Source organism: Xanthobacter nonsaccharivorans (assembly GCF_043194755.2).
GTDB classification, from domain to species: Bacteria; Pseudomonadota; Alphaproteobacteria; order Rhizobiales; family Xanthobacteraceae; genus Xanthobacter; species Xanthobacter autotrophicus_G.
Window position 1 is genome coordinate 4,863,198 of record NZ_CM195526.1, and the last position, 12,301, is coordinate 4,875,498.

Below are 12,301 nucleotides of genomic sequence, written 5' to 3' on the forward strand. Positions count from 1 at the left end.
CGCCGCGCCCGCCCCCTCGCGGCGCGAATTATCGGCCCGGCCCCCCGCCGGCGCAGCTGAGCGCGCGGGGGCTGCCGGGATTTTTCCGCCCGATCCTGCCTTTATCCCCCGAGCGTTCCATGACCGAGAAGCCCGAGACAAAGCCGTCCGCCGAAGCGTCCGCCCCGGATTATTCCAAGACCCTGTTCCTGCCGCAGACCCAGTTCCCCATGCGTGGCGGCCTGCCCCAGAAGGAGCCGGAGCTGCTGGAGCGCTGGGCGCGCCTCAAGCTTTATGAGCGCCTGCGCGAGACGGGGCGGGGCCGCGACCGCTTCGTGCTGCACGACGGCCCGCCCTATGCCAACGGCAACATCCACATCGGCCATGCGCTCAACAAGATCCTGAAGGACGTGGTGACGCGCTCCCAGCAGATGCTGGGCTACGATTCCAACTATGTGCCCGGCTGGGACTGCCACGGCCTCCCCATCGAATGGAAGATCGAGGAGGAGCACTACCGCAAGAAGGGCAAGGCCAAGCCCGACTTCTCGGACGCCGCCGCCATGGTCGCCTTCCGGCAGGAATGCCGCGCCTATGCCGAGCACTGGCTGAACGAGCAGCGCAAGGAGTTCAAGCGCCTCGGCGTCGAGGCCGACTGGGACCACCCCTATTCCACCATGGCGTTCACGGCCGAGGCGCACATCGCCCGCGAGATCATGAAGTTCGCGGAGAACGGCCTGCTCTACCGCGGCTCGAAGCCGGTGATGTGGTCGGTGGTGGAGAAGACCGCGCTGGCCGAGGCCGAGGTGGAGTACCAGGACTTCACCAGCGATACGGTGTGGGTGAAGTTTCCGGTGCAACGGGCGGGAGCCGAGACCTCTGAGGCGGTCGCGGATCTGATGCATGCCTGCGTCGTCATCTGGACGACCACACCCTGGACGCTGCCCGGCAACCGGGCGATCTCCTATTCGTCGAAGATCGCCTATGGCCTCTATGAGGTCACGGACGCTCCCGCCGATAATTGGGCCAAGGCCGGCGACACGCTCATCCTCGCCGACAAGCTGGCGGAAGACGTGTTCAAGCAGGCGCGCGTCACGAGCTTCAAGCGGCTGCGCGACGTCCCTGCCGACGACCTCGCCATCACCATCTGCGCCCACCCCCTCGCTCCCCTCGGCTACACCTTCCCCGTCCCGCTCCTGGACGGCGACCACGTGACCGACGATGCCGGCACCGGCTTCGTGCACACCGCGCCCAGCCATGGCCGCGAGGATTTCGAGATCTGGACCCACAACCGCCGCTGGCTGGAGGAGCGCGGCATCAGCCCGGCGATCCCCTACCCGGTGGACGCGGACTCGTTCTACACCGCGCAGGCGCCCGGCTTCGAGGGCCGGCGCGTCATCACCGAGAAGGGCGAGAAGGGCGATGCCAACCAGGCCGTCATCGATGCCCTCATCGCGCAGGGCAAGCTGCTCGCCCGCGGGCGGGTGAAGCACCAGTATCCGCACTCCTGGCGCTCCAAGAAGCCGGTCATCTTCCGCAACACGCCGCAATGGTTCATCGCCATGGACCAGGACATCCGCGCGGCGGACGGCAAGGCGGCGCCGCGTCCGGCGACCCTCGCCGGCAACGAGCCGGACACCCTGCGCGCCCGCGCGCTTGCCGGCATCAGGACCGTGGAATGGGTGCCGGCGGCGGGCGAGAACCGCATCACCGGCATGATCGAGAACCGGCCCGACTGGGTGGTCTCGCGCCAGCGCGCCTGGGGCGTGCCCATCGCCGTGTTCGTGAAGGAGGTGGGGGACGGCACCGTCGAGATCCTCAAGGATCCGGACGTGAACGCCCGCATCGCCGACGCCTTCGCCGCCGAGGGCGCCGACGCCTGGTTCAAGGACGGCGCCGCCACCCGCTTCCTGGGCGCGCGCGCCGCCGAGGGCTGGGTGAAGGTGGACGACGTGCTGGACGTTTGGTTCGACTCGGGCTCCACCCACACCTTCACGCTGGAGGTGCGGCCCGACCTCAAGGTCGTGCGCCCGCCCCAGGGCCAGGACAAGGTGATGTATCTGGAGGGCTCGGACCAGCACCGCGGCTGGTTCCATTCCTCCCTGCTGGAGAGCTGCGGCACCCGCGGCCGGCCGCCCTTCGACGTGGTGCTGACCCACGGCTTCGTCCTCGACGAGGACGGGCGCAAGATGTCCAAGTCGCTGGGCAACGTCACCTCCCCGCAGGACGTGATCAAGCAGTCGGGCGCCGACATCCTGCGCCTGTGGGTGTGCGCCTCCGACTATGCGGACGATTTGCGCATCGGCCCGGAGATCCTGAAGACCACGGCCGACACCTACCGCAAGCTGCGCAACACCCTCCGCTGGCTGCTGGGCTCGCTGCACCACTACCGGCCCGAGGAGCGCGTCGCCTTCGCGGACATGCCGTCCCTGGAGCGCTTCATCCTCCACCGCCTCGCCGAGCTGGACGGAGAGATCCGGGCCGCGTATCGCGCCTTCGACACCAAGAAGGTGCACGCGGCGCTCACCCAGTTCATGAACATCGAGCTTTCCGCCTTCTATTTCGACGTGCGCAAGGACGCGCTCTATTGCGATCCCATCTCCTCGGTGACGCGGCGCGCCTGCCTCACCGTGCTGGACGAGGTGTTCAACCGCCTCGTCACCTGGCTCGCGCCCATCCTCGCCTTCACCTGCGAGGAGGCCTACATCGCCCGCACCGGGGATGAGGAAGGCTCCGTGCACCTCCTCGCCTTCCCCGACACGCCGGCGGAATGGCGCGACGAGGCGCTGGCCGAGCAGTGGCGCCAGGTGCGGCTGATCCGCCGCGTGGTGCTGGGGGCGCTGGAGGTGGAGCGTTCCGCCAAGCGCATGGGCTCCTCCCTGGAGGCGGCGCCGGAGGTCCATGTGGCCGACCCGGCGCTGGCCGACGCGCTGGACGGGCTCGACCTCGCGGAAATCTCCATCACCTCCGACGCGAAACTCATCCGCGACGAGGGGCCGGCGGAGGCCTTCCGCCTCGCCGAGGTGCCGGGGGTGGCCGTGGTGCCGGCCCGCGCCGAAGGCCGGAAGTGCGCCCGCTCGTGGAAGATCTCGCCGGAGGTGGGGACCGATCCGGACTATCCGGACGTGACCCCGCGCGACGCGGCGGCCCTGCGCGAGCTCGCCGCCCGCGCCGCGGCGGCGTGAGGCCCGGCCGGGCAAAAGGACCCGGCACCGGCCGCTTGCAAGACCAAAGGCCCGTGGAACGCCTTCCGGGCCTTCGGTCGAGCCGGGCCTTGGGGCAAGCCCTCGCGGCACCCAAGCGACGGGCACCTGAGGGACTCGGCGCACACCGCACACCGGGGGTGATGGCATAAATCCTTGTCATGGCTCGTGCCGTCATGCCCCGGCGTGTCCGGGGCATCCACCCGCCCGCTCGCTTTGCGAAGTGCCGAGTGAACCCCAGCCGGGCCGCAGAGCCCCCCCGGACACCCCGGGGGATGACGGCTGGATATGAGCCTCCTCGCCAACGCTGAAGGCACGCGGGGTCATGATGGCCCCGGGGCGCGTCCGGGGCCTGACGCTGCGCCCCCACGGCCGGGGAATGCGGCGGCGTTGCCGGCGGTCGCGCCGTCCTCTATGACCGGGCCATCCGCGTCCGGTCAGCCGTGAGAGGCCCCTTGCAGCGACGTCACATCCCCCTCGGCCTCCTGGTGGCGCTCCTCGCCCTCGCGGCGGACCAGGTGTCGAAGCGCCTCGTCCTCGAATGGTCGCGCAGCTGGACGGAGCAGCTCAACCCGGTCGCGCCCTTCCTCGATTTCGTCGCCCTGTGGAACAGCGGCATCAGCTACGGCCTGTTTCCGCAGGGGGAGACGGGGCGCTGGGTGCTGGTGGCCATCAAGGTGGCGGCGGCCCTGCTCTTCTCGGTCTGGCTGACCCGCTCGCGCGGCCGTCTGGAGGCGGTGGCGCTGGGCCTGCTCATCGGCGGCGCCATCGGCAATGCGGTGGACCGGGTGGTCTACGGCGCTGTGTTCGACTTCGTTTCCCTGCACGCCTTCGGCTATCGCTGGTATGTGTTCAACATCGCCGACGTGGCGGTGGTTGTGGGCGTTGGCCTGCTTCTTTACGATGCGTTTTTCGGGCGTGCCTCAAAATTGCCGCCCTCGGTCACGCCAATGGCGCCGAAATCGGAACCGGAGCGCGAGCCTTGAGAGGGGGAGCCCCCATGCCCATGAACGACCTGTCGCGCGAGAGCCCGCTGCCGACGCCCGCAGCCGCGGGGCGCGTCAGCTCCTTCCGCCGGCCCCTCAGCGCCCGCACCGCGTGCGCCGGCCTCGTCGCCTTCGGCCTCGCGGCGGCGGTGCTGCCGTCGGCTGCCGCGGCGCAGTCCTTCTCGGGCGGCGGCGACCTCATGGAATCGGCCATGCAGCTGTTCGGCCTGAAGGACGAGGAAGCGAAGCCGGACATCGACTATCGCGAGCGCGCGCCCCTCGTGGTGCCGCCCAAGGTCCCCGATGCGCTCCCCGCCCCCCAGGCCAGCGCCGCCGACGCCAACCCCAACTGGCCGAAGGATCCCGACATCGCCCGCCGCAAGCGCGAGGCGGAAGACGCCAAGAAGCCGATCGTCCGCGACGATCCCGGCCGGCCGCTGCTGCCCTCCGAGCTGAAGGGCGGCAAGCGCAAGTATGTGGGCAATTCCTCCCAGGCGCCCACCGAGCCCGTGGGCGCGGGCTCCCAGCGCGACGTGCTCCCGGCCGACCAGCTCGGGCCCTCCAACAACAGCTTCTGGAGCGGCCTGACCGGCAAGCAGGAGAAGATGACCTTCAACGGCGAGCCGGAGCGGGAAAACCTCATCCAGCCGCCGTCCGGCTACCAGACCCCGGCGCCCAACGCGCCCTATGGCGTCGTGGAGCCGAAGAAGGAAACCTTCAAGTTCCCGACCCTGTTCGACAGGGAGTGACAGGCCGGCGCGCCGGCGCTCTTTGGTCCGGCGGCCCCTTTTCCGCGCGGCGGCGCTGCCTATCTTTCCTTGACGCGCGTGCCGTTCGGCGCGTCGAATGCCGGAAGATTGCCTCGTGCATATGAGCCGCCTTGCCATGATCGCCATTCTCGCCGCCGGAGCGGCCGCCGCCTCCCCCCGCATCGCCGACGCGGCGGGCCCCGAGGTCTCCCAGTTCTCCCTTCCCAACGGCCTTCAGGTCATGGTCATCCCCGACCACCGCACCCCGGTGGTCACCCACATGGTGTGGTACAAGGTGGGATCGGCCGACGAGCAGCCGGGCAAGTCCGGCATCGCCCATTTCCTCGAGCATCTGATGTTCAAGGGCACCGAGGCCCACCCGCAGGGCCAGTTCTCGGCCGAGGTGGCGCGCCTCGGCGGCCAGGAGAACGCCTTCACCTCGCAGGACTACACCGCCTATTTCCAGCGCGTCGCCAAGGAGCACCTCGGAACCGTGATGGGCTTCGAGGCCGACCGCATGACCGGGCTGAAGCTCTCCGACGAGGTGGTGCTGCCCGAGCGCGACGTGGTGCTGGAGGAGCGCCGGATGCGCACGGACAACGATCCCGGCGCCCGCCTCTCCGAGGTGCTGCAGGCCACCACTTACGTCAACCACCCCTACCAGCACCCCATCATCGGCTGGGAGCATGAGATCAAGCATCTCAACCGGGAGGACGCCCTCGCCTTCTACCGCCGCTTCTACGCGCCCAACAACGCGCTGCTGGTGGTGGCCGGCGACGTGGACCCCACCGAGGTGAAGGTGCTGGCGGAAAAGACCTACGGCAAGGTGGCCCGCGCCGACACGCCGCCCCGCGCCCGCCCGCAGGAGCCCGAGCCCCGCGCCCACCGCCGCGTGGCGCTGGCCGATCCGCGGGTGGCCCAGCCGAGCCTGCAGCGGGGCTACCTCGTGCCCTCCACCCGCACCGCCGAGCCCGGCGAATCCGAGGCGCTGGAGGTGCTCTCCCACATCCTCGGCGGCGGGCAGACCGGCCGGCTGTATCGCGCCCTGGTGGCGGAGAAGGGCCTCGCGGCCGGCGCCGGCGCCTGGTATCAGAGCACGGCCTACGACGCCACGCGCTTCGTCGCCTATGCCTCGCCCCGCCCCGGGGTGAGCCTGGAGGAGCTGGAGGCGGCGGTGGATGCCGTCATCGCCGAGCTGCAGGAGAAGGGGGTGGACGAGCTGGAGCTCAGCCGTGCCAAGACCCGCCTCACCGCCGACGCCATCTATTCCCAGGACAACCAGGCGACGCTGGCCCGCATCTATGGCGCGGCCTGGGCCACCGGCATGTCCGCCGACGACGTGCGCGCCTGGCCCGACCGGGTGAAGGCGGTGACCGCCGATGAGGTGAAGCAGGCGGCCCGCCGCTACCTGAAGCCCGAGCGCGCCGTCACCGGCCACCTGAAGCAGGCCGAGGCGCCCAAGGACCCGGCCAGGGACGCGCCGAAGAAGGACGACCGCTCGTGAGGGCTTTCCTCCCGGTGTCCGCTCCTGGGGCCGGCCGCCCGTCCGGCGCCGGCCGTTTCCTGATTGCGATGGTTTTCATGGCCCTCTCCCTCATTTCCAATACCGCGGCGCAGTCCCAGTCCAGCCGCATCACCGAGGTGACGAGCCCCGGCGGCATCAAGGCATGGCTGGTGCACGACACCACCCTTCCCCTCATCGCCGTGGAGTTCGCCTTCCTTGGCGGCGCCTCGCAGGACGGGGCGGAGCTGGCGGGCCTTGCCAATTTCACCGCCTCCCTGCTGGACGAGGGCGCCGGCCCGCTCGATGCCGCCCAGTTCCAGAGCACCCTGGCCGACCATGCGGTGGAGCTGCACTTCGACGCCGGGCGCGACGACGTGCGCGGTTCCCTGCGCACCCTGTCCGAGAACAAGGACAAGGCGTTCGAGCTGCTGCGCCTCGCGGTGGCCGAGCCGCGCTTCGACCCCGAGGCGGTGGAGCGCATCCGCGCCGCCCACATGGCCATGCTGCGCCGCCGCTCCACCGATCCCAGCTCCATGGCCAACGACCGCTGGTTCGCCCTCGCCTTCCCCGATCATCCCTATGGCCGGCCGGCGGACGGCACGCTGGAGAGCATGGCGCGCATCACCCGCGACGACATCGCCGGCTTCGCGAAGAAGACCCTCGCCCGCTCCAACCTGCGGGTGGCGGTGGTGGGCGACATCAGCGCCGAGGAGCTGGGCCAGCGGCTCGACGCCGTCTTCGGCGCCCTGCCGGCCACGGCGACCCTCGTTCCGGTGGCCCATGTGGAGCCGCAGAAGATCGGCACGGTGGACGTCATCGCCCTCGACGTGCCCCAGTCGGTGGTGGTGATGGGCACCGGCGGCCTGGAGCGGCGCGATCCGGACTTCATGCCCGCCTACGTGCTCAACCACATCCTCGGCGGCAGCGCCTTCTCCTCGCGCCTGTTCAAGGAAGTGCGCGAGGCGCGGGGCCTCGCCTATTCGGTCTATTCCTACCAGGTGGCCCTTGCCCACACCGGCCTGTGGTTCGCCGGCACCGCCACCAAGAACGAGCGGGCGGGCGAATCCATCGCCATCATCACCGACGAATTCCGCAAGATCCTGAAGGACGGCCCCTCCCAGACCGAGCTGGACGAGGCCAAGAGCTACCTCACCGGCAGCTACGCCCTGCGCTTCGACACCTCCTCCAAGGTGGCGGGCCAGCTCCTGCAGATCCAGCTGGACCAGCTCGGCATCGACTATATCGACAAGCGCAACGCCCTCGTCGATGCGGTGACGCTGGACGACCTGAAGCGCGTGGCCGGGCGCCTCGCCACCGCGAAGGATGCGCTGACGGTGGTGGTGGGCAAGCCGCAGGGCCTCTCGGGCGGCTGAGCCTGGGATCCCCGCCGGCCGCCGGCGCGGCGGGTAACCATGCCATGCGAAATCCACCGTCCCGGCTCCGGGCCGGAACGGCGGATGGTTCCGCGTGGCGCATTCGCTTTGGTATAAGGCTCCCTGCCGGGGGTGGCGAGCGGCATCGGGAGACCGAAACAGAAGACGGGAGTCGAGCGACATGGCTCATGCAGATGACGGCTTCGCGCAGCGCTGCCGCGAGGCCGCCCGGAGCGAAGGCTTGAACAGTCGCGCGCCCATGCTGCGCACGTCCCTGCCGCACGTTCCCGCCGCCTCCCGGTCCCGCGCGCTCTTCCTCTCCGCCGCCCTGGCGCTCGGCCTCGCGGGCTGTGCCAGCGGTGAGAATCTCGACGGCGCCTTCGGCGCCCAGGACACCGGCGTCGCCTCCCGGCCCGGCACCACCTCGGCCGGCGTGGTGAACAGCGCCACCACCGGCGCGCTCACCGTGGGCGCGGGGCCGGAGGCCGTCACCTACGATTGCCCGCCCGTCACCGTGCGCACCGGCGCCGGCAGCTGGCAGGTGACCGACAAGCCCGGTGGCACCCTGCGTTATCAAGGCACCATCGGCCGCCTCGCCCGCGAATGCTCCATCTCCGGCGGCACCATGTTCGTGAAGGTGGGCATCGAAGGCCGCGTGCTCACCGGCGAGAAGGGCACGCCGGGCGCGGTGAAGGTGCCGATCCGCGTCGCCGTGGTGCAGGAGGGCCCCACCCCCAGGACGGTCACCACCAAATTCTTCTTCGTGCAGGTGAACGTGCCGGCCGACCCCGGCCATGCCGCCTTCACCGCGGTGGAGGACCAGATCTCCTTCCCGCTGCTGAAGCCGGCGGAGATGGAACGCTTCGTGATCTATGTGGGCTTCGACCCGCAGGGCACCGAAAGCCGCGAGAAGCCCAAGCCCGCCGCCAAGCCCAAGCCCCGCAAGCCGGCCTCCTCCGGCGGCGGCGCGCCGGCGGACAGCAGCACCCCGGAAGTCTTCGGCCCGCCCCCGGCGCAGTGAGGGGGCGGACGGCCCCTCAGCTTGCTTCCGTGCCGCCTGGAAAGACAGACGCATTCAATTGCGGATAGGGCCTCGGCCAAAAGAAGCCGAGGATGCAGGACGGGTTGCGCACCGCGATCTGCACATGGCTCTTCGCCGCGAAGCCCGCCCCCTCATAGAGGGGACCACCTTCGGTGAACATGCCGCGGACGGTATCGAAGGGCTCGCGCTGCAAAGCCTCACGGACATCTTCGTCCCTGAGCATCTCGTGCAGATGCCTGATGACGGCGCAGTCGAGATAGCGAAGAACGCGATCCTCATCCGGCTGCCGGCGGGGACTCAGATTCCTCGGGATTTCCAGCTTCGCCTTCGTCTGCATCTCGACGAAGCTGAGGTGCGCAAACCGAACCAGTTCGAGGTCATCTCGCGAAATGAGATCGAGGCAATTCCTCAGATCGATGATCGCGCCCACCACGGTGGGGTTGTTGTATTCACCCCGATCCTTCTTCCAATGGGCCCATTCCAACGCTCGTAGGGGATCGGATTCCCAAAAATAGGCGCCGGGGCCCAGCCAATCGATATCCTTTGCGCTGTCGGTAATGTGCGCCCCACCAACGACGAGATCATCCGCGACCGCCTGATCGCAGCCATGATAGCCAAGGACGAAGGAGGTCGCGAGGCGGCTCAAGCGGCGGTTTCAGCCTTGCGGCGCTTGCCGCCACCGAACTCGGCGCGCAGCTTTCCCTTCTGGGTGTAGATGCCTTCCGCGATCAGCGTTTCACGCGCGACTTTCCTGCTGACCGTGTGCTTGGCTGTGTACGCCTCAATCGCCTTCTTAATCGCCATCCGGCGTTGTTCGTCGACCATGTCGCGCCTCCGTACAGCCGCGAATCATACACACGTCGCCATCTGGTGTCATTTTGACAGATGCCAAGCATCGCGCTGCGTCTTCAGGTTGTCATGGCACACATGCCTGTTGGATAGTCGTCGTGGAACGCTGAAACAGCGATGTCCGCAACTTACAACGGTCATTCACCTCATAGCGTAGCGTCACAATGTGAAGCTGTGGTCCAGCGCCCCGCGCCGGGCATGCCCCATGCGCGCCCATCCCTATCACTCGATTGAATATCACTATCGCCCGCATTGACGACGCCGCGCGAACGCCTATGCTGCACGCGCGTTCGGGCGGCCACGTCCAAGCGTATCGGAAGATCCCTGCGGGAGAGACCGGCGGCCGGAAACGGTGCGTCGGCGCCGAAGGCGCAACCGCCCCGGAACCGCTCAGGCAAAAGGACCGCAGGGGGACGAATCTCTGGAAAGCAGCGCCGGTGCCGTGCCGTGATGGTGCACGCCGGGCGCTCACCGAAGGAGTAAGCCGCGCCCTTCCACGAGGCGTGGTGAAATCTCTCAGGTTCCTGCGACAGAGGGGGCGCCGCGCGGATCTTGCAGGATAACCCTGCCGGATCCGGAAATTGGCGCTGTTCCGGGAGCCCCTCGTGGACCATACCGAGCCCCTGCTCGACACCCCGCTCACCTCCACCCATGCCGCCCTCGGCGCGCGCATCGTGCCGTTCGCCGGCTATCGCATGCCGGTGCAATATCCGGACGGCATCCTCGCCGAGCATGCCTGGACGCGCACCCACGCGGGCCTGTTCGACGTCTCCCACATGGGCCAGGCCCTGCTGAAGGGGCCCGACCACGCCACCACCGCGCGGGCGCTCGAAGCCCTCGCGCCGGCGGATTTCGTGAACCTCGCCCCCGGCCGGCAGCGCTATTCCCAGTTGCTCGCCCAGGACGGCGGCATCATCGACGACTTCATGGTGACGCGCCCCCTCGCCCCCGAGGCGGACGGCACGCTCATCCTGGTGGTGAACGCCGCCTGCAAGACGGGCGACTTCGCCCATATCCGCGCCGGCCTGCCCGAAGGCGTCGTGCTGATCGAGCGGCCGGAGCGCGCCCTCGTCGCCCTGCAGGGCCCCGAGGCCGCCCAGGTGATGGCGCGCCACGCCCCCGCGGCCGTGGCGCTCGACTTCATGGCCGCCGCTCCCACCACCTTCGACGGCCTGCCGGTGGAGGTCTCCCGCTCCGGCTATACCGGCGAGGACGGCTTCGAGATCTCGGTGGCCGCGGACGACGTCGCCACCCTCTGGGCGGCGCTGCTGGCGGAGGAGGAGGTGAAGCCCATCGGCCTCGGCGCCCGCGACAGCCTGCGCCTGGAGGCCGGCCTGTGCCTCTATGGCCACGACATCGACCTGACCACCTCCCCGGTGGAGGCGGCGCTCCTCTGGTCCATCCAGAAGCGGCGGCGCGAGGAGGGGGGCTTCCCCGGCGCGGACCGCATCCGGCGCGAGATCGCCGACGGCCCCGCCCGCGTCCGCGTGGGCCTGCGTCTGGACGGCCGCGCCCCCGCCCGCGAGGGGGCCGAGATCGCCCATCAGGGGCAGGTGGTGGGCCGCATCACGTCCGGCGGCTTCGCCCCGACCCTCCAGGCGCCGATCGCCATGGGCTACGTGCCGCCCGCCCTGGCTACCCCGGGGACGAAGCTCGACATCCTGGTGCGCGGCAAGGAACTGCCTGCCACCGTCACCGCTCTTCCGTTCGTGCCGACGCGCTATGCGCGCAAATCCAAGATGGGGGCCTGATCCATGACGACCGTGCGCTACACGCAGGACCATGAATACGTGCGCATCGACGGCGACGTGGCCGTGGTCGGCATCTCCGACTATGCCCAGGGCCAGCTCGGCGATGTCGTATTCGTCGAACTTCCCGAAGTCGGCAAGGCGGTGGAGAAGGGTAAGGAAGCCGCCGTGGTCGAGAGCGTGAAGGCGGCGAGCGAGGTCTATGCCCCCCTCAGCGGCGAGGTGGTCGAGGTCAACACCGAGCTCGAGGGTGCCCCCGGCCTGGTCAACGAGGACCCGGAGGGCAAGGGCTGGTTCCTGAAGCTGAAGCTGTCGAATCCGGCGGAGGTCGAGAACCTCATGAGCGAGGCCGACTACAAGGCCTTCCTCGACACGCTGGCCTGAGCGGGAGGCCGCCGTGAGCCACGATTATCGCGCCACCATCCGCTGGTCGCGGGGCGATGCCGCCTTCACCGACGGCCGCTATTCCCGCGGCCACGTCTGGGCATTCGACGGCATCGAGGTGCCCGGCTCCTCGGCGCCGGCCTCCGTGCGGGTGCCCCTTTCCCGCGAGGACGCGGTGGACCCGGAGGAGGCGCTGGTGGCCGCGGCCGCCAGCTGCCACATGCTGTTCGCCCTCGATTTCGCCCGGCGCGGCGGCTTCCGCGTGGACTCCTACGAGGATGCCGCGGTCGGCGAGATGACGCCGAACGAGAAGGGAAAGCTCTTCGTCTCGAAGATCACGCTTGCCCCCGCTTTGGTCTTCTCCGGCGACAAGCTCCCCTCCGCCGAGGAGGTGGAGGCCATCCATCATCGGGCGCACGAGGAATGCTACGTCGCCCATTCGCTGCGCGCGGAGATCGTCATCGTTCCGCGCTTCACCATCGCCTGA

General features: G+C 69.4%; 11 protein-coding genes and 2 riboswitches. Of the genes, 9 read left to right on the forward strand and 2 right to left on the reverse strand.

Features of this window, described 5'->3' with window-relative positions:
• The first annotated feature begins 119 nt into the window (after positions 1 to 119).
• The 6 genes from ileS (at position 120) to V5F59_RS22260 (ending at position 8,812) form a co-directional block, all read left to right on the forward strand.
• Positions 120 to 3,161 carry an isoleucine--tRNA ligase gene (ileS, locus tag V5F59_RS22235; protein ID WP_393980680.1) on the forward strand — a complete coding sequence of 1,014 codons (3,042 nt, stop codon included), beginning with the start codon at positions 120 to 122 and terminating at the stop codon, positions 3,159 to 3,161.
• Positions 3,162 to 3,634: 473 nt separating this feature from the next.
• The gene (lspA, locus tag V5F59_RS22240) at positions 3,635 to 4,165 is read left to right on the forward strand and encodes a signal peptidase II (protein ID WP_393980678.1); all 531 of its coding nucleotides are present in this window, start codon (positions 3,635 to 3,637) and stop codon (positions 4,163 to 4,165) included.
• 14 nt (positions 4,166 to 4,179) lie between these two features.
• Complete coding sequence (locus V5F59_RS22245; RefSeq protein ID WP_393980676.1) at positions 4,180 to 4,914, forward strand: hypothetical protein; 735 nt, start codon at positions 4,180 to 4,182, stop codon at positions 4,912 to 4,914.
• Positions 4,915 to 5,035: 121 nt separating this feature from the next.
• Entirely contained in the window at positions 5,036 to 6,418 is a 1,383-nt protein-coding gene (locus V5F59_RS22250) for a M16 family metallopeptidase (RefSeq protein ID WP_393980674.1), read from the forward strand.
• Between the two features lie 77 nt (positions 6,419 to 6,495).
• On the forward strand, positions 6,496 to 7,791 hold the full coding sequence (locus V5F59_RS22255) for a M16 family metallopeptidase (RefSeq protein ID WP_393980672.1): 1,296 nt from the start codon (positions 6,496 to 6,498) through the stop codon (positions 7,789 to 7,791).
• 181 nt (positions 7,792 to 7,972) lie between these two features.
• Complete coding sequence (locus tag V5F59_RS22260) at positions 7,973 to 8,812, forward strand: hypothetical protein (protein ID WP_393980670.1); 840 nt, start codon at positions 7,973 to 7,975, stop codon at positions 8,810 to 8,812.
• A 16-nt stretch (positions 8,813 to 8,828) separates the two neighbouring features.
• On the opposite strand, the gene V5F59_RS22265 is transcribed toward V5F59_RS22260, so the two are convergent.
• Positions 8,829 to 9,479 carry a hypothetical protein gene (locus V5F59_RS22265; RefSeq protein WP_393980668.1) on the reverse strand — a complete coding sequence of 217 codons (651 nt, stop codon included), beginning with the start codon at positions 9,477 to 9,479 and terminating at the stop codon, positions 8,829 to 8,831.
• Positions 9,476 to 9,658 (reverse strand): hypothetical protein, encoded by a 183-nt coding sequence (locus tag V5F59_RS22270; protein WP_393980666.1) that lies wholly within the window; start codon positions 9,656 to 9,658, stop codon positions 9,476 to 9,478. Before V5F59_RS22270 ends, V5F59_RS22265 begins: the two co-directional genes overlap by 4 nt.
• Positions 9,659 to 9,999: 341 nt before the next feature.
• Positions 10,000 to 10,098: riboswitch (glycine riboswitch) on the forward strand.
• Positions 10,099 to 10,101: 3 nt separating this feature from the next.
• Positions 10,102 to 10,217: riboswitch (glycine riboswitch) on the forward strand.
• A 70-nt stretch (positions 10,218 to 10,287) separates the two neighbouring features.
• Between V5F59_RS22270 and gcvT the strand changes: the two genes are divergently transcribed.
• Genes gcvT through V5F59_RS22285 form a run of 3 tightly spaced genes read left to right on the forward strand, consistent with a single transcriptional unit; the run spans position 10,288 to position 12,301 of the window.
• On the forward strand, positions 10,288 to 11,433 hold the full coding sequence (gene gcvT / locus V5F59_RS22275; protein ID WP_393980664.1) for a glycine cleavage system aminomethyltransferase GcvT: 1,146 nt from the start codon (positions 10,288 to 10,290) through the stop codon (positions 11,431 to 11,433).
• Between the two features lie 3 nt (positions 11,434 to 11,436).
• Positions 11,437 to 11,814 carry a glycine cleavage system protein GcvH gene (gene gcvH, locus V5F59_RS22280; RefSeq protein WP_393980662.1) on the forward strand — a complete coding sequence of 126 codons (378 nt, stop codon included), beginning with the start codon at positions 11,437 to 11,439 and terminating at the stop codon, positions 11,812 to 11,814.
• A gap of 13 nt (positions 11,815 to 11,827) precedes the next feature.
• Positions 11,828 to 12,301 (forward strand): OsmC family protein, encoded by a 474-nt coding sequence (locus V5F59_RS22285; RefSeq protein ID WP_393980660.1) that lies wholly within the window; start codon positions 11,828 to 11,830, stop codon positions 12,299 to 12,301.